Annotated in this window: 14 protein-coding genes; 7 read left to right on the top strand and 7 right to left on the bottom strand. The window is 72.6% G+C overall.

All coding sequences use genetic code 11. The annotated features are described in order from the left end of the window. Positions 1–82: 82 nt before the first annotated feature. Positions 83–1,738 carry a cytochrome bc1 complex cytochrome b subunit gene (gene qcrB, locus ACIPUC_RS02620; RefSeq protein WP_446586350.1) on the top strand — a complete coding sequence of 552 codons (1,656 nt, stop codon included), beginning with the start codon at positions 83–85 and terminating at the stop codon, positions 1,736–1,738. A gap of 12 nt (positions 1,739–1,750) precedes the next feature. Here qcrB and ctaF read toward each other — a convergent pair whose 3' ends face one another. Then, positions 1,751–2,143 (bottom strand): aa3-type cytochrome oxidase subunit IV, encoded by a 393-nt coding sequence (gene ctaF / locus ACIPUC_RS02615; RefSeq protein WP_446586349.1) that lies wholly within the window; start codon positions 2,141–2,143, stop codon positions 1,751–1,753. Further along, a complete protein-coding gene (ctaD, locus tag ACIPUC_RS02610; protein WP_446586348.1) occupies positions 2,140–3,804 on the bottom strand; it encodes an aa3-type cytochrome oxidase subunit I in 1,665 nt (554 codons plus the stop codon). Before ctaD ends, ctaF begins: the two co-directional genes overlap by 4 nt. Before the next feature lie 230 nt (positions 3,805–4,034). On the opposite strand from ctaD, the gene ACIPUC_RS02605 reads away from it, so the two are divergent. Both ACIPUC_RS02605 and ACIPUC_RS02600 read left to right on the top strand, forming a co-directional pair. Then, positions 4,035–5,369 carry a S28 family serine protease gene (locus ACIPUC_RS02605; protein WP_446586347.1) on the top strand — a complete coding sequence of 445 codons (1,335 nt, stop codon included), beginning with the start codon at positions 4,035–4,037 and terminating at the stop codon, positions 5,367–5,369. An 81-nt stretch (positions 5,370–5,450) separates the two neighbouring features. Then, positions 5,451–6,659: a cytochrome P450 family protein gene (locus tag ACIPUC_RS02600; RefSeq protein ID WP_446586346.1), complete on the top strand. Its 1,209-nt coding sequence runs from the start codon at positions 5,451–5,453 to the stop codon at positions 6,657–6,659. A 52-nt stretch (positions 6,660–6,711) separates the two neighbouring features. Here ACIPUC_RS02600 and ACIPUC_RS02595 read toward each other — a convergent pair whose 3' ends face one another. Further along, a complete protein-coding gene (locus tag ACIPUC_RS02595) occupies positions 6,712–8,889 on the bottom strand; it encodes an FUSC family protein (protein ID WP_446586345.1) in 2,178 nt (725 codons plus the stop codon). A 342-nt stretch (positions 8,890–9,231) separates the two neighbouring features. Here ACIPUC_RS02595 and ACIPUC_RS02590 point away from each other — a divergent pair, with 342 nt between their 5' ends. Beyond that, the gene (locus ACIPUC_RS02590) at positions 9,232–9,549 is read left to right on the top strand and encodes a hypothetical protein (protein WP_446586344.1); all 318 of its coding nucleotides are present in this window, start codon (positions 9,232–9,234) and stop codon (positions 9,547–9,549) included. 18 nt (positions 9,550–9,567) lie between these two features. On the opposite strand, the gene ACIPUC_RS02585 is transcribed toward ACIPUC_RS02590, so the two are convergent. Then, the gene (locus tag ACIPUC_RS02585; protein WP_446586343.1) at positions 9,568–10,407 is read right to left on the bottom strand and encodes a dienelactone hydrolase family protein; all 840 of its coding nucleotides are present in this window, start codon (positions 10,405–10,407) and stop codon (positions 9,568–9,570) included. Positions 10,408–10,462: 55 nt separating this feature from the next. Beyond that, positions 10,463–11,170, bottom strand: coding sequence for a hypothetical protein (locus tag ACIPUC_RS02580; RefSeq protein ID WP_446586342.1), 708 nt, complete (start codon positions 11,168–11,170; stop codon positions 10,463–10,465). Between the two features lie 224 nt (positions 11,171–11,394). On the opposite strand from ACIPUC_RS02580, the gene ACIPUC_RS02575 reads away from it, so the two are divergent. Continuing rightward, positions 11,395–12,894, top strand: a complete 1,500-nt coding sequence (locus ACIPUC_RS02575; RefSeq protein WP_446586341.1) for a long-chain-fatty-acid--CoA ligase — start codon at positions 11,395–11,397, stop codon at positions 12,892–12,894. Positions 12,895–13,246: 352 nt separating this feature from the next. On the opposite strand, the gene ACIPUC_RS02570 is transcribed toward ACIPUC_RS02575, so the two are convergent. Beyond that, complete coding sequence (locus ACIPUC_RS02570; protein ID WP_446586340.1) at positions 13,247–13,636, bottom strand: VOC family protein; 390 nt, start codon at positions 13,634–13,636, stop codon at positions 13,247–13,249. Positions 13,637–13,665: 29 nt separating this feature from the next. Here ACIPUC_RS02570 and ACIPUC_RS02565 point away from each other — a divergent pair, with 29 nt between their 5' ends. Both ACIPUC_RS02565 and ACIPUC_RS02560 read left to right on the top strand, forming a co-directional pair. Further along, positions 13,666–13,959 (top strand): acylphosphatase, encoded by a 294-nt coding sequence (locus ACIPUC_RS02565; RefSeq protein ID WP_446586339.1) that lies wholly within the window; start codon positions 13,666–13,668, stop codon positions 13,957–13,959. Positions 13,960–14,015: 56 nt separating this feature from the next. Beyond that, a complete protein-coding gene (locus ACIPUC_RS02560) occupies positions 14,016–14,696 on the top strand; it encodes a M15 family metallopeptidase (protein ID WP_446586338.1) in 681 nt (226 codons plus the stop codon). A 56-nt stretch (positions 14,697–14,752) separates the two neighbouring features. Here ACIPUC_RS02560 and ACIPUC_RS02555 read toward each other — a convergent pair whose 3' ends face one another. After that, positions 14,753–15,817: a PucR family transcriptional regulator gene (locus ACIPUC_RS02555; RefSeq protein WP_446586337.1), complete on the bottom strand. Its 1,065-nt coding sequence runs from the start codon at positions 15,815–15,817 to the stop codon at positions 14,753–14,755. Positions 15,818–15,868 lie beyond the last annotated feature (51 nt).

The raw sequence follows: 15,868 nt of genomic DNA, 5'->3' as shown, positions 1-15,868 counted from the left end.
TCCTGCCGACGGGCCGCCGGAGCGCCATGCTCGACGGCACGAGCCGGGACTTCGGCGACCCCCGGCGGGAAGGCGTGGATCGGTGCAGGCGGAAAAGAGGAGGGCGCGCGCGGCCGGCCGGGCCGGGCGCTCGGCCGCACGATCCGCCGCCGCGCTCGATGCCCGGCTCCCCCTCGGCGAGGTGGCCAAGGGGGCCGTACGGAAGGCCTTTCCGGACCACTGGTCCTTCCTCCTCGGAGAGATCGCGCTCTACAGCCTGATCGTGCTCCTGCTGACCGGCACCTACCTGGCGTTCTTCTTCCAGCCGTCGATGAACGAGGTCGTCTACAGCGGCTCCTACGGCCCGCTGCGCGGCCTGCGCGTCTCTGAGGCCTACGCCTCCACCCTGCGCATCAGCTTCGAGGTGCGCGGCGGCCTGCTGATCCGCCAGATGCACCACTGGGCGGCGCTCGTGTTCGTCGCCGCCATCGCCGTGCACCTGCTGCGCGTCTTCTTCACCGGAGCCTTCCGCAAACCGCGGGAACTCAACTGGATGGTCGGGGTCACGATGTTCGTGCTCGCCCTGGTCGAAGGCTTCGCCGGCTATTCGCTCCCCGACGACCTGCTCTCCGGAACCGGCCTGCGCACGGCCCAGGGCATCATGCTGTCCGTGCCCGTCGTCGGCACGTACGTGAGCTTCTTCGTCTTCGGCGGCGAATACCCGGGCGAGGACATCGTGTCCAGGCTCTACCCCGTGCACATCCTCCTCGTCCCGGGGCTCCTCCTCGCCCTGGTGACGCTCCACCTCCTGCTGGTCGTGCACCTGAAGCACACCCAGTGGCCCGGGCCCGGCAGGACCGGCCGCAACGCCGTCGGCCAGCCCTTCTTCCCCCAGTACGCGGCGAAGTCGGCGGGATTCTTCTTCCTGGTCGCGGGCGTTCTCGCGGCGCTCTCGGCGCTGGGCCAGATCAACCCGGTCTGGGCCTACGGGCCGTACGTGGCGGACCAGGTCTCCACCGGCGCCCAGCCCGACTGGTACGTGGGCTTCCTGGAGGGCGCGCTGAGGCTGATGCCCGGGGTCGAGACCAGGCTGTGGGGCCACACCCTGTTGTGGAACCCGCTCGTCGCCGGCGTCCTGCTCCCCGGCGCCCTGTTCACCGGCCTGTACGCCTATCCCTACTTCGAGCGCTGGATCAGCCCCGACCAGGGCGAACAGCACCTGTGCGACCGGCCGCGCCACCGGCCGGCCCGGACGGCCCTGGCGGTGTCGGTGGTCTGCGCCTACACCGTGCTGCTGCTCGCCGGAGCGCAGGACCTGATCGCGTTCGTCTTCGACCTCCCGCTGCCCGGGCTGACGTGGGCCCTGCGCTGCGCGCTGTTCCTCCTGCCGCCGGCGGCCTTCTGGCTCACCCGGCGGATCTGCCTGGCCCTGCAGCGCGCGGACATCGAGGCCCTGACGCACGGGGAGGAGACCGACGAGGTGCGCCAGGCGGTCGAGGGGGGATACCACCCGACCCACCGGCCTCTGAGCGCCGCGCGGCGGTATCCGCTGCTGGTCTACCCCGTGTCCGGCCCCGTCCGCCCGGCCGAGCCGGAGCGGGGCGGGCGGCTCCGCGTGCTCGTGGGGCGGCTGCGTACGGCCATCAGCCGCTGGTACTACAAGGACGTGCTGACGCCGCCGCTGTCGCAGGAGGACCGGCGCACGGTCGACGCGATCCTCGCGGGCCCCGACGCGCGGGATGCCCCCGCCGGAGACTGACCCGGGCGGAGATCAGCCCTCGCGGTCGTCGCCCGGCCGGAACACGAACCCGAAGACACCCGGGACGAGGACGCCGAACCCGATGAGGGCCAGCCACAGCCCCTGCACGACGCCCAGGCCCACCAGCGCCGTCCCCACGGCCGAGACCACCGGTGCGTAACTCCGGGCGGGGAAGGAGAACCGCCGGTCCCCTGCCTCGCGGACCAGCGCATCCCCGCGGTCCTCGGGACGGTAGCCGTCGCGGCGGAACTGCCACCACAGGAAGACGGCGATGAGCGCGGACATCAGGAAGGACACGGCGAGGGCGGCGGCCCCGGCCGGATCGTTCGAGTACCGCACGTAGACGCCGCCGGTCACCGCGAAGAAGACCGCGACCCAGCTGAAGAGCCATGCCTCCCCCTTCATACCGCCTTCACCTCCGGGTGGTGCAGGTCGAACGCCGGCGAATCGGACCGGATGCGCGGCAGGGCGTCGAAGTTGTGCCGCGGCGGCGGGCAGCTCGTGGCCCATTCGAGCGAACGCCCCCAGCCCCAGGGGTCGTCGACGTCCACCCGGCGTCCGTACCGGGCCGTCCGGGCCACGTTGTACAGGAACGGCAGCGTGGACAGGCCCAGGAGGAAGGAGCCGATCGTGGACAGCGAGTTGAGGAGGGTGAACCCGTCCGCCGCCAGGTAGTCGGCGTAGCGGCGCGGCATGCCCTGTTCGCCGAGCCAGTGGTGGACCAGGAAGGTGAGCTGGAAACCTGCGAACAGCAGCCAGAAGTGGATCTTTCCCAGGCGTTCGTCGAGCAGCTTGCCGGTGAGTTTGGGCCACCAGAAGTAGAACCCGGCGAAGGTGGCGAAGACGATCGTTCCGAAGAGCACGTAGTGCAGGTGCGCCACGATGAAGTAGCTGTCGGTGAGGTGGAAGTCCATCGGGGGCGAGGCGATCAGCACGCCGGTCAGACCGCCGAGGAGGAAGGTGACGAGGAAGCCGACGGACCACAGCATCGGCGTCTCGAAGGACAGCGAGCCGTTCCACATCGTCCCGATCCAGTTGAAGAACTTCACGCCGGTCGGGACCGCGATGAGGAAGGACAGCAGCGCGAAGAACGGCAGCAGGACCGCCCCGGTGGCGAACATGTGGTGCGCCCAGACGGTGGCGGACAGCCCGGTGATGGCGATCGTGGCGGCGACCAGGGCGGTGTATCCGAAGATGGGCTTCCGGCTGAACACCGGCAGGATCTCGCTGACGATCCCGAAGAAGGGCAGCGCCACGATGTACACCTCGGGGTGGCCGAAGAACCAGAACAGGTGCTGCCACAGCAGCGTCCCGCCGTTCGCCGCGTCGAAGACATGGGACCCGAACTTGCGGTCGGCCTCCAGCGCGAGCAGCGCCGCGGTGAGGACGGGGAACGCCAGCAGGGCCAGGATCGAGGTGAACAGCACGTTCCAGGTGAAGATCGGCATCCTGAAGAGGGTCATGCCGGGCGCACGCAGGCAGACGATGGTGGTGATGAAGTTGACCGATCCCAGGATCGTGCTCAGCCCCGAGACGACCAGGCCCATCACCCACAGGTCCGCGCCCACCCCGGGGGTGTAGACGGCGCCGTTGAGCGGGGCGTAGGCGAACCAGCCGAACGAGGCCGAGCCGTTCGCCGTCAGGAACCCGCTGACCACCATCAGCCCGCCGAAGAGGTACACCCAGTAGGTGAAGGCGTTGAGCCGGGGGAAGGCCACGTCCGGTGCGCCGATCTGCAGCGGCATCACCGCGTTGGCGAAGCCGGTGAAGGTCGGGGTCGCGAAGAGCAGCATCATGATCGTGCCGTGCACGGTGAACATCTGGTTGTACTGCTCGGCCGACACGATCTGCAGACCGGGCCGGGCGAGCTCGGCCCGCATGAGCAGGGCCAGCACGCCGGCGAACAGGAAGAACGCGAACGCGGTGACCAGGTACATGTTGCCGATCACCTTGTGGTCGGTGGTCGACAGCAGCCGCAGGACGGTGTTCCCCGACGCGACGCGGCGCTCGGTATCCGCATCCGCATCTCCCAGCGCCCGTTCCGGCGTGCTGTCGACCGAGACCATGGGGACTCCAGGGGTGCCTGCGAGACGGTAATGCCTCGCCAGCCAACCCTGGCAGGCGCCCACGGTTCCGCCCGGTAGCCGAACGGCGCGCCGCCGGCGGTTCGCCAGATCGGGCCCCGCGGAGCGCGGGACCCTCTGCTGGGGGTGCGACGGTGTCCTCCCCCGCCAGGGGGAGACGGCATCCCCGCGTGGGGGATCCGCGGGCCCCGCGCACCCGGTTGTCTGGACGTATGAAACAGACGGCGACACTCCGACTGCCCCTGCTGTTCCTGATGGTGGTCCTGCTGACGGTCACGGGACTGTCCGCCCCGGCCGCGGCTCGGCCCGCGGACGTCGACCTGCGTGCCAGGGTCGAGGCCGTTCCCGGAATGCGCGTGCTGGGCGAACGGCCGGCCGATCCGGGGCAGACCGTCCTCGACCTCGCCTACCGCCAGCCGACCGACCACCGCCGTCCCGGTCAAGGCTTCTTCGACCAGAGACTGACGCTCGTCCACAAGTCGACACGACGCCCCGTCGTGCTCTACTCCGGCGGCTACGACCTCGGAACGTCGCCGCAGCGCCCGAGCGAGCCGACCAGACTGCTGGACGCCAACCAGGTCACCACCGAGCAGCGCTTCTTCGGGGAGTCGCGGCCCGAGGGGGCGGACTGGTCCACGCTGACCATCTGGCAGGCGGCAAGTGACCACCACCGACTCATCACGGCCCTCAAGGCGGTCTACGACGGCGCGTGGATCTCCACCGGGGGAAGCAAGGGCGGCATGACCGCCGTCTATCACCGCCGCTTCTACCCGAACGACGTGGCCGGCACGGTCGCGTACGCCGCCCCCAACAACACGGACGACCGGGACGACAGCGCCTACGACGCCCGACTCGAGCAGATCGGATCGGCCGACTGCCGTGCGGCCCTCACGTCCGTTCAGCGCGAGGCGCTGATCCGGCGTCAGGCGATGACGGAGCGGTACGGCCGGTGGGCCGAGGCCGGCGCCCATGGCTTCCAGACCATCGGCGGTGTGGACCGCGCCTTCGAACTGGCCGTCCTGCGCCTGCCGATGATGTTCTGGATGCACCAACCCGCCGGAAGCTGCGCATCCATACCCACGACCGGGACCACGGACGACCCGCTCTACGACTGGATCGCGAAGGTGACCCGGCTTCCCGCCTACACCGACCGGACCCTCGCCGCGTACGGCCCGTACTTCTACCAACTCGGCACCCAGCTCGGGTACCCGCAGTTCACCAGCCCGCACCTGGACGGCCTGCTGCGCCATCCAGGCATTCAGGAGGTCCGCTCGTATGTGCCTCGAGACATCGACCTGCGGTTCCAGCCCGCCGCGATGAAGGACGTCGACCGCTGGGTCCGCCACCGCGGGAGCTCGCTCATGTTCGTCAACGGCGAGAACGACCTCGCGACCGCGGAACCCTTCCGCCTGGGCAGCGGCACCCACGACTCCTTCCTCTTCAACGTTCCCGAAGCCAACCACCACGTGTCCATTGCCGGCTTGCGCGCGGACGAGGCCCAGCAGGCCACCGCCACCCTGCGCCGCTGGGCAGGCCTGGTGAACTAGCCGGTGTACACCGCGACTACGGTGGCTATTACACACAACCGGCGTATGATTTTGCGACGCATTCGATTCAGGGGGAATGGAATGGTGCTTCGACCTGCCATTGTCGATCTGCTGGAGCTCAGCCCGGACTTCACGCGCGACCCGTACCCGGTCTACGCGGCACTTCGGGAAAAAGGACCCGTGCACCACGTGCGTACCCCGGACGACGAGGAAATGTGGCTGGTCGTCGGCCACGAAGCCTGCCGTACGGCCTTCACCGATCCGCGACTGAGCAGGGACTGGCGCGGATCCGGCGACATGGGGCAGATCATCAACGCCGACCAGGACCACCCGGCGCTCGCCCACATGCTGATGTCCGACCCGCCGGACCACACCCGGCTGCGCCGCCTGGTGGCCCGGGAGTTCACCCCGCGCCGCATCGCGGCGCTGGCACCGCGCATCCAGCAGGTGACCGACGAACTGCTGGACGCCATGGAGGCGAACCCGGAGCGCCGGGGCGACCTGGTGAACTCCTTCGCCTTCCCGCTCCCGATGACCGTCATCTGCGAGCTGCTCGGCGTGCCCGAGCTGGACCGTGAGGCGTTCCGCAAGTGGTCCAGCGAAATGGTGGCCCGTACCAGCCCGGAGGCCGAGGCCGTCGCGTACGCGGAGATGCCCCGGTACCTGAGCGGGCTCGTCGAGGCCAAGCGCGCCGACCCCGGTGACGACCTGCTCAGCGCGTTGATCCACGCCGTCGACGACGGCGGGGACCGGCTCTCGCCGAGCGAACTGATCGGCATGAGCGTCCTGTTGCTGATCGCCGGGCACGAGACCACGGTGAACATGATCGGGAACGGGATGCGCGCCCTGTTCGCCCATCCCGACCAGCTCGCCGACCTGCGTGCGGACTTCGGTCTCCTCGACGGCGCGATAGAGGAGATGCTCCGCTACGACGGTCCGGTCGAGACCTGCACCGAGCGACTCGCCCTGGAGGACGTGGAGATGGGCGGGGTGGTGATCCCGGCCGGCTCGGCCGTCCTGATCGCCATGGCGGACGCGGACCGCGACCCGGCGCGCTTCGAGGACCCGAACCGCTTCGACATCCGCCGGGACGCCCGGGGCCACATTGCCTTCGGGCACGGCCTGCACTACTGCCTCGGCGCGCCGCTGGCCCGGATGGAGGGCCGCATCGCGCTCCGCTCGCTGCTGGAGCGCTTCCCGGAACTCGCCGGTGACGCCGACGAGGCGGAGCTGTCCTGGGTCCCCGGAATGCTGATCAGGGGCGTCCGAGAGCTGCCCGTGCGCTGGTGACCTGATGCGCGGGGTCCGGTCCACGGCAGCCGCCGATGGGCCGGACCGCCGGTCAGTTCGGTTCGGCCTGCCCGTCCCCGGACTGTCCGGTGATGCGCTCCAGGTCCGCCATGAGCGAGTCCAGCCACTCCGCGGCGGCGTAGTACGACGCCGGGGCGTCCGGCGGCTCGGCCGTGAACAGGTCGAACTCCGGATCCCGCAGCGGCACCGGCCCCTCCGGGGTGTCGCCGATCGGGTCCAGGCGCGCCGAAACCAGCAGCATCCGCCCGGCCACCCGGTCGCCGAGCCGGGTCACCGCCGCCGCGGGCTCCCGCCCCAGCGGCGGTACGGCGACCCGCTCGGGCGGCTCCAGCAGCCGGCCCGCACCCCACAGCGTGTGGTGGCCGGCCATCAGCGTCGCCTGCCAGTCCTGCCGGTCCTGCCGGTCCTGCCGGTCCTTGCGGTCCTGCCCGGCGGAGGGCGCGGCCGGCTCCTTCGGCTCGCTCTGGAACTGCGCGTACGCCGACTCCGCCATGATCAGCGCGTGCTGGAGTGACCGGTGCCCCGGCGCGGCGGTCACCGGCTTGCGCACCCCGCCCGCCGAGAGCTGGGCGGTGGTGGCCACCACGGTCTCCGCCATGCCCCGCAGCAGCACCGCCACCGACCGCCGCAGCTCGTCCTGCGCACCCCGGGGCCAGGCGAGCAGCCCGAACACGGCGCCGATCGCGCTGCCGGTCAGCACGTCCAGCAACCGGAACTCGGCCAGCTGCCAGGTCGCGGGTGCCAGCTGCGCGAACACCAGGGCGATCACCAGCGTGAACATCGCCTGGGCCCAGCCCACCCCCTTGACCGGCCCCAGGGTGAACGCGACCAGCATCAGCGGCGGCAGCGCCGCCGCGTACACCTCGATGTCCGTCCCCACCAGCGCCAGCAGCCCGGCCACGGCCAGAGCGCCGACCAGGGTCCCGGTGAGCGCCACCCCCACGGTCGAGCGGGTCTCCCGTGCGGTCGTCCGGGTCAGGGTCAAGGTCGCAAGCAGCACCCAGAACCCGTGCGGCAGCGAGTCCGCCCCCGCAATCACCCGGGCCGCCGCCAGCGCCAGACTGATCCGCACCGCGTTCTGGAAGAACACCGACCGCCCGCCGGCATGCCCCTCCAGCCGCCGCCACCACAGCTGTGGTGCGGGCATCCCGGCGTACCAGAACCGCCCCGGCGCCGCCCGCTCCGCGCCCGCCCGGCCCCGTACCGCGATCCCCGCCGCCGTCGACATCGCCAGCCCGGCGTCCGCCGCCTCCAGCACCGCCACGTACCTGCGCAGCACTGCCGGGGAGGCGTCGGCGGCCGGGCCCGCGGCCAGGACCGCACGGGCCCGCAGCAGCTCCGCGTGCGCGTCCCCGGCGGCTGCCCGGCCGCGCAGGAGGCCGGCCGTCTCCTCCGCCGCGTCCCGTACCGCGCGCAGCACGTCCAGCCCGGCCCGGCCCGGATCCGGCCCGCCGGGCGCCGGCGGCAGCACGGACAGCCTGCTCAGCAGGGTGCGCAGGGACAGACCGGTGTGGGCCAGGGCGCGGTCCCGTACGCTCGCCCCGGCCGGCCGCTCGGCCTCCGGCACGAGCGAGGACCGCAGCCCGGTACCCGCCTGGCGCGAGGCCCGCGCCGTCGCGTCGGACAGCGCGCAGGTCCCCCTGGTCAGCTCGTCGGCGCAGCGCCACGCGGCGTCGGCGGCCCGTGCGGCCAGCTCCCGGTACGGGACGGTCGGCGGATCGGGCAGCAGGAGCGCCTCCGCGAGGACGAGCAGCGCGAGGCCCGTCGTCGCGCCCGCCAGCCGCTCGCCGAGCGAACCGGGATCGTAGGGCGGGAAGGACGGCAGGATGTACATCAGCTGGAGCCCCGGCGCGGCCCCGGCAGGGCGCGGCCCGCCCACGGCGGCGAAGGCCAGCGCGAACCCGACCACCAGCATCCCGAGGGCCGCGCTCCAGGTCCGTACGGACAGGTAGGTGCCGATCGTGATCAGCACCCAGCAGGCGGGCATCAGCCGCAGCAGCACCGCGGCGCGCTGCCGGCCGGTACCGGGGATGCGCGACAGGCCCGCCATCGCCACGGCGGCGAACAGCGCGTAGGTCGCCCCGGCCGCCGAGCCGAAGCCGTACAGGAACAGGTAGAAACCGGCACTGCCGGCCAGCGTGACCCGCACCGACCGCCGGGCCGCCGCCCGGCCGGCGGCGGGCAGCCGCACCCTGGGAACGCCAGCCATGCAACCAGCATCCCCCGGCCCCGCCGCACCGGCACGCGGCGCCGGAGCAGGCACCCGCATCGCGGACGCGGCCGGCGGGTCCCGCACGAGACGGCGTCATGTCGCTCGGCGCGCCGGCGGCCGGGCCCGCGATGCGGTCGGCCTCGGCCGCCGCCCCCGCGCCGCCCAGGGCGAGGGGTGGAAGCTGGGCGGCGCCACCAAGTGGCTGCAGACCGGCTACTGCCCGCCGGAGAGGGCAGCATGGGCAGCACCGGCTGGAAGGTGGTCCACGACGGCTCGGGAACGCGAACCTCAGCTGCGGCTTCACGGGTTCCTCGGGGGCCTCCACCGTGACCAGCGGACATGCCTACATCGACGACGAGTTCTTCACCTCGGCCGGCAAGCCGACCGCCGCCATGGGCGAGACGTACATGCGCAACCACATCAGCCGCGTACGCCCACCAGGACAAGCGCGCGGACGCCTACGTCCAGCAGTTCGGCGTACAGGGCCTGCGCCACCTCGCGGCCGGTGCCGGTGTCGCGCTGTCCCCGCAGGGCACGGTGACCGGGCTCGGTGCCAAGTGCCTTGACGTCAAGGGCGGAAAGGCGGTCAACGACACGCAGATCCAGCTCTACGCGGCGAACACGAACGAGCGCCAGGCCTGGGTCACTCCGAAGTAGCTCCGGCGCCGGGCCGGGTCAGGCGGTGGCTCGGGGCTGTTCGCCGAGCAGCCGGGTGCGGAACAGGTCCAGGACCGTGTCCAGCGCCTGGCGGGTGGGCTGTCCGGGCTCGTCGACGAGGTGCTCGGTCAGGACGGAGTGCGGTGCGAAGACGCCCTCGGGGTTCGCCGCGCTGTCGTCGAGCTCGACGGCGACGAACGCGTCACCGAGTTCGCGCCGCAGGTGCGCGAACCGCTCCCCGGGAACCAGGCGGTCGCCCCGGAACCGCAGCCCCACGACCTGGAGCCCCTCGCGTTCGCACCGCGCGCGGACGACCGCGAGGTCCTCCGGGCTGATGTCGACGGCGCCGGCCCGGCCCGGGGTCCACGCCAGCGGCAGCGACGGCTGGGACAGGACCGGGGCCAGCAGCCGCTCGTCCGTGGCCATGGCCAGGGCGAACCCGCCGGTCAGACACATGCCGACGGCGCCGACTCCGGGGCCGCCGCAGCGCTCGTGCTCCGCGGCGGCCAGCGCGCGCAGCCACTGCACGACGCGCGAACTCCGCCCCGTGGCCAGCAGGGTGAACTCCCGGCTCACGCAGACCCGCCACAGCGACGAGGCCAGGTAGCGCCCGGTACCCGGCCAGCCGCGGGCAGCGGGGTTCGCGTCCCGGCCGGGCGTGCCGAAGAGCACCGGCAGTACGGCCGTACAGCCCGACGCCGCCACGCGTTCGGCGAACTCGATGACCTTCGGGGTGATGCCCGGGATCTCCGCCATGATGATCACCGCCGGGCCCGTACCGCGGCGCAGTATCCGGCGGGAGGCGCCGTCGTGGGTGAACGTGCTCTGGGTGAATCCGGTCAGGTCGTGGTCCGCCACGGGCTCGCTTCCTCCGTCAACTCACGTGATTCACCGGCACGTTACACCGGTGGGCTCAGGAGATTCCGTACCACTGGCTGGCCCAGCCGGTGTGGATGGTGCTGGTGGACTGCTCGGCGAGGTTGACGGAGGCCGGCAGCGAGGTCTGACCGGTCAGGATGGTGCTGTACCGCAGTTGCGGCGGCGTCAGACCGGCGTTGACGGAGATGCCGGCACCGGTGGACTTCAGGGTGAGGGCATTGGTGGCCCAGGTGCCGTTGAGCAGGAGGGCGATGAAGTAGGTGCCGGGCGGGGCGGTGAAAGGCTTGGCGAGGGGGAGCGGTTTGGCGATCGGTTCGGTCATCAGCTGGGGCGAGATGTCGGGGGTGGCCGCGAGCAGGGTGCCCTTGGCGTCGTACACGCCGAGGTAGCAGTTGGCGAGCTGGGCGTTCGGGTCGAGTCCGGCCAGGCCCAGCCAGATGTTCGACCAGGTGACCTCCTCGCGCAGGACGATCCGCACCAGGGTGATCCGGCCCCCGACCCCGGCGGCCGACTGCGCGGTGACGTGCCCCGCGTCATTGGGGTCGCCGGTCCACGCCAGCAGGTTCTGATCCTGCGGCCGGGGGCCCTCGTACCCGGACCCGCCGCTCGGCGCGGGCGCGGAAGGCCCGGAGCTCGCCGCCCCGCGCGGGCTCGTGCCCGAGGCGGTGCAGCCGGCCAGGACGAGCAGCGCCGCGAGCGCGGCGGCGAGGCCGGTCGTGGCGGTGGTGGTACGGGTGCGCATGGTCCCCCCATGAGGCGCGGATGTGTCGACGAGCCATGGTCACACAGGGCGTTGCACGCCGCCGACCTGCCCCGGCCACCGTGAAGCCGGCTCGGTCTTCGGCGCGGTGGGTACCGGACGCCTGACCGATAGCCTGGCCGTTGGGCAGGGCAGGGCCGCTGACGGCGGGCCGGCCCGGCGACCGGCGCCCACCCGTAGACCGAACCATCGGAAAGAGGTCAAAGATGACCAACCTCGCCCTCAACCTGGCCCGCACCGCGGCGGCGAACCCCGACCGCACGGCGATCCAGTTGGACGGCCTGGCGCTCGACTACCGGTCGCTGGACGAGCGCAGCGCACGCGTCGCGGGCTGGCTGGCCGCCCAGGGCGTCGGTCCCGGGGACCGGGTGGCGATCCTGCTCCCGAACATCCCGCACTTCGCGGTCGTGTACTACGGCGTCCTGCGGGCCGGCGCGGTCGCCGTCCCGATGAACCCGCTGCTGAAGTCCGCCGAGATCCGCTACAGCGCCGGCGACTGCGGTGCCCGGCTGGTCCTGGCCTGGGGGCAGGCGCTGCCCGAGGCCGGCGCCGCGGCGGCCGAGCTGGGCATCGACTGCGTCGACGTCACCGCCGAGGACTTCGGCGCCGCCCTGGCCGCCACCGAGCCGCGTACCGAGGTCGTGGACCGGGACACCGACGACCTGGCCGTGCTGCTCTACACCTCCGGCACCACCGGCCGGCCCAAGGGCGCCCGGCTGACCCACGGCAACCTGGGCAGCAACACGGCCGCCGTGGTGAGCCTGCTGCACATGTCGGCCTCGGACACGGTCTTCGGAGGCCTGCCCTTCTTCCACGTCTTCGGCCAGACCTGCGGCCTGAACGCGGCCGTGCTCACCGGCGCCCGCGTCACCCTGCTGCCGCGGTTCGACGCGGCGAAGGCGCTCGAGATCCTCGCCCGTGACCGGGTCACGGTGATGGAGGGCGTGCCCACCATGTTCCTGGGCCTGCTCGCCGCCGCGGACGCGGCCGGCTCGACCGGTCTGACCGAGGACAGCGGCCTGCGGCTGTCCGTGACCGGCGGCTCGGCGATGCCCGTGGAGGTGCTGCACCGGTTCGAGTCGGCGTTCGGATGCCCGGTCGTCGAAGGCTACGGCCTGTCCGAAACCGCCCCGGTGGTCACGTTCGGGTCGCTCGACGGCCCCCGCAAGCCCGGCTCGATCGGTACCCCGATCGCCGGTGTGCGGGTACGCCTGATCGACGACGAGGGCAAGGACGTCGCCGAGGGCGGGGTCGGCGAGATCGCCGTGCAGGGCCCGAACGTCATGCCCGGCTACTGGAACCGCCCGGAGGCCGACGAAGCCTCGTTCGCCGAGGGCTGGTTCCGCACCGGCGACCTGGCGCGGCGCGACGAGGACGGCTTCTACTTCATCGTCGACCGAAAGAAGGACCTCGTCATCCGCGGCGGGTACAACGTCTACCCGCGCGAGATCGAAGAGGTCTTCTACGAGCACCCGGCCGTGGCCGAGGCCGCCGTCGTGGGGGTCCCGCACGCGGTCCACGGCGAGGAGGTCGCCGCCGTGGTCACGCTGAAGCCGGGCGCCGAGGTCACCGCGGACGAGCTCCGCGAGTTCGTGAAGGCCCGCGTGGCCCCGTACAAGTACCCCAGGGTCGTCCAGCTGGTACCGGGCCTGCCGAAGGGCCCCACGGGCAAGATCCTCAAGCGCGAGATCACGATCGGGCACTGATCGGGGACTGACGGCCCCGGTCCTCCACGGGCCGGGGCGCGGGGATTGCCCTTCTTGTGCGGAATCACGCTCCGGCCCGGCCCGCGGCCCGGGGAGCCGGTCCAGGCTGCGGTGGTGGCCGCGTACGCCAGCGGTCGCCGCGGGCGCGCCCTTGAGGCGCTTGCCCCCCGCCACGGGCCTCGCCCGCGCCTCCGCGGACCGCAGCCCACCCACGCTCCCCCGCATGGAGCAACCGTCGCGGTCACGTGCATGTGGTCCGCCCCGCGTTCTACGCGGGGCGGCAGTCCCCTTCTGCCCCGGGCGCGGTGACCCAAACGGCGGATGCCCGCGCAATCACGGCGGCCGCGCCCGGTCACGGGCGAAAGCGCAGCGGGTGATCCGCCGGCACCTCCACGACGGCGATGCGCACGCCGTCCGGGTCGGCGATCCACATCTCGACCAGGCCCCAGGGCTCGCGCTGCGGCGGCCGCAGCACCTCGGCGCCGCGGCCGCGCAGTTCCTCGTACGCCGCATGCACGTCCGCGACTTGGAGCCACAGCCGCAGCCCGGGTGCCGGCGGCGCCTCGGCGCGCCCCGACACCTCGAGGAAGCCGCCGCCGAGGAAGTAGACCGTGCCGCGCTCGGGGCCGGTGCCGAACTCGCGGTAGACGGCCAGCCCGAGCGTGGACCCGTAGAAGACGCGCGAGCGCTCGGGGTCCGTGGGGGTCAGGAGGACCCTGCTGCCCAGTACGTGCACGACCATGACTCCCAGCCTCGCCTTATGGTCGGAGCATGGTACGCAAGCGCGTGATCGTGTCGGGGACCGTGCAAGGGGTGTTCTTCCGGGACACCTGCCGCCGCGAGGCGCTCGCCCAGGGCGTGGCGGGCTGGGTACGGAACCTGCCCGACGGCGATGTCGAGGCGCTGTTCGAAGGCGGCGAGACCGCCGTCGAGGCGATGGTGCGGTGGGCGCGTACGGGGCCGCCGACGGCCGACGTGCGCGCGGTCGAAGTCCGCGAGGAGCCGGCGGCGCCGGAGGAACTGCGCGGCTTCGAGGTACGGCTCACCCACCGGGACGCGGGCTGAACCCGCTCCGCGTGGGGTGCGGCGACGCGGGTCGGCGGCCCCCACGCCGTGATGCCGTGCGCCTGGCCTCCCACGCCGCCGCGGCGGTCGTCGTCGTGTGCACCGCCACCCTCGCCGCCTGTACGGCCGCTCCTGCCAGACCGCCCGTGGTCCGTGTGCAGGAGGCCCACGGGGGGCTGGCCGCGGAGGTGGAGAGGGTGCCGGACGCGGCGCTGCGCGCCACGTACCGGCCGGGCTGCCCGGTCGGCCCCGACCGGCTGCGGCTGATCCGGATGAACCACTGGGGTTTCGACGGCAAGGTCCACCGGGGTGAACTCGTCGTCCACGAGAGGGTGGTCCGTCCCCTCCTGCGCGTCTTCGGCAAGGCGTTCGACGCGAGGTTCCCCATCCGCCGCATGCGGTCGGCCGCGGCGTACGACGGTGACGACGCCCGGTCGATGGCGGACGACAACACGTCCGCCTTCAACTGCCGGCAGGTCACCGGGGACCCCGGCCGCCTCTCGCGGCACGCCTACGGGGACGCGGTGGACGTCAACCCGCTCGAGAACCCTTACGTGGACCGCGGCGGCACTCCCCATCCCGCGGCCGGCCGCCCCCACCTGCGGCGTGACCGTCCCGCCCCGGGCATGATCCGCCCCGGCGACGTCGTCACCCGGGCCTTCGAGGAGGTGGGCTGGCACTGGGGCGGAGGCTGGTCCAACCCCGACTACCAGCACTTCTCGGCGACCGGAGGCTGACGGGTCACGCTCCCAGGGCGGGTGGGACCGACGAAGCCCGGCAGGCGGCCGAGGACTCAGTCGGCATGGCGAACTCCCGGCCGCGCCGTCGAGTCGAGCAGCCGCCACGCGGTGAGGGCCAGGGTGGCCCGTACCAGTCCGGTCGGTTCGGTGAGTTCGATGTCCAGGGACCGCGCGATCTGCTCGAGCCGGCGGGCGACGCTGCTGTGGTGCAGGTGGAGGCGGTCGGCGGCCCGGCGCAAGGAGCCCGTGGCGCAGTAGGCGTCCAGAGTCTCCAGATCCTCCGGCGTGCCGGCGATGCGGGCGATCGCGGCCACGTCGGGATTGCCCGCGGCAGCGTCCTGGGGCACGTGGGCGAGCAGCGCCAGCGCCCCCAAGTCGTCGTAGTGGACGACCGGTTGGCGGGCGCTGGTGAAGCGTAGGGCGGTGCGGGCCCGCCGCCAGGAGCGGTCGGGGCCCTCGGCGGCGCCGATGCCCGCGCGTACGTCCGCCGGAATCCGGGCGGGGTCGACGGTGGCGGCCAGGATGACGCCCACGTCGGCGAGGGCCGCCGCCTTCACCAGGCGGGCGGGGCAGAGCAGGGAGCCGATCCGGTCGAGCGGCAGGTGCGAGCGTACGGCCAGCACGTGCACCGGCACGTCCGCGGTGAATCCGAGGAGTCGGAGCGCCCGGGCTCTGGCCGCCTCGTCGCTGTCCTCGCTGATCGCCAGTTCGACGAGCGCGGGGTCGGCCATGGTGGTGCGGGCCGGGCCGTACCGCTCGACGGCCGTCGCGGCGGCGATGGCGAGCCGGTCGAGGAGCACCTCGTCGAGCGGATTCGGCGAGCCGGGGCGTTCCAGCCACACCGTGCCGATCTCCTCGTCGTCGAGGGTGACGGGCGCCGTGGTGGACGGGGGTGCCGGCGGGTCGGACGCCGGCCTGCCGTCGGGCGAGACGCGGGTCACCCTTCCGGTGCCGTGGAGTTGGAACCCCGCCACGCACTCGGCCAGGGCCGCCGAGGCCCGGGCGAGTGCCGGCAGGTCCACCCGCCGGCGCATCAGCGTGTCGTAGAACGCGACGACGCGGATCGCGCCCTCGACGTACGAGTCCATTCCCGACAGCCGTACGGCCAGTGCCTCCATTCCAGGAGGATAGGCCCCATCGACCGGGCGAAGAAGCGCCGATCGGCGGGC

The organism is Streptomyces sp. LARHCF249 (assembly GCF_052871255.1).
The sequence above is the reverse complement of the archived record's forward strand: the minus strand, read 5'-3'. Positions and strand labels throughout refer to the sequence as shown.

Bases quoted from the DNA above. Each gene is read 5' to 3' on its own strand.
- ACIPUC_RS02555 (WP_446586337.1), bottom strand. From the start codon at position 15,817: ATGGAGGCACTGGCCGTACGGCTGTCGGGAATGGACTCGTACGTCGAG.
- ctaF (WP_446586349.1), bottom strand. From the start codon at position 2,143: ATGAAGGGGGAGGCATGGCTCTTCAGCTGGGTCGCGGTCTTCTTCGCG.
- ACIPUC_RS02580 (WP_446586342.1), bottom strand. From the start codon at position 11,170: ATGCGCACCCGTACCACCACCGCCACGACCGGCCTCGCCGCCGCGCTC.
- ctaD (WP_446586348.1), bottom strand. From the start codon at position 3,804: ATGGTCTCGGTCGACAGCACGCCGGAACGGGCGCTGGGAGATGCGGAT.
- ACIPUC_RS02590 (WP_446586344.1), top strand. From the start codon at position 9,232: ATGCCTACATCGACGACGAGTTCTTCACCTCGGCCGGCAAGCCGACCG.
- ACIPUC_RS02575 (WP_446586341.1), top strand. From the start codon at position 11,395: ATGACCAACCTCGCCCTCAACCTGGCCCGCACCGCGGCGGCGAACCCC.
- ACIPUC_RS02605 (WP_446586347.1), top strand. From the start codon at position 4,035: ATGAAACAGACGGCGACACTCCGACTGCCCCTGCTGTTCCTGATGGTG.
- ACIPUC_RS02570 (WP_446586340.1), bottom strand. From the start codon at position 13,636: ATGGTCGTGCACGTACTGGGCAGCAGGGTCCTCCTGACCCCCACGGAC.
- ACIPUC_RS02565 (WP_446586339.1), top strand. From the start codon at position 13,666: ATGGTACGCAAGCGCGTGATCGTGTCGGGGACCGTGCAAGGGGTGTTC.
- ACIPUC_RS02595 (WP_446586345.1), bottom strand. From the start codon at position 8,889: ATGGCTGGCGTTCCCAGGGTGCGGCTGCCCGCCGCCGGCCGGGCGGCG.
- ACIPUC_RS02600 (WP_446586346.1), top strand. From the start codon at position 5,451: ATGGTGCTTCGACCTGCCATTGTCGATCTGCTGGAGCTCAGCCCGGAC.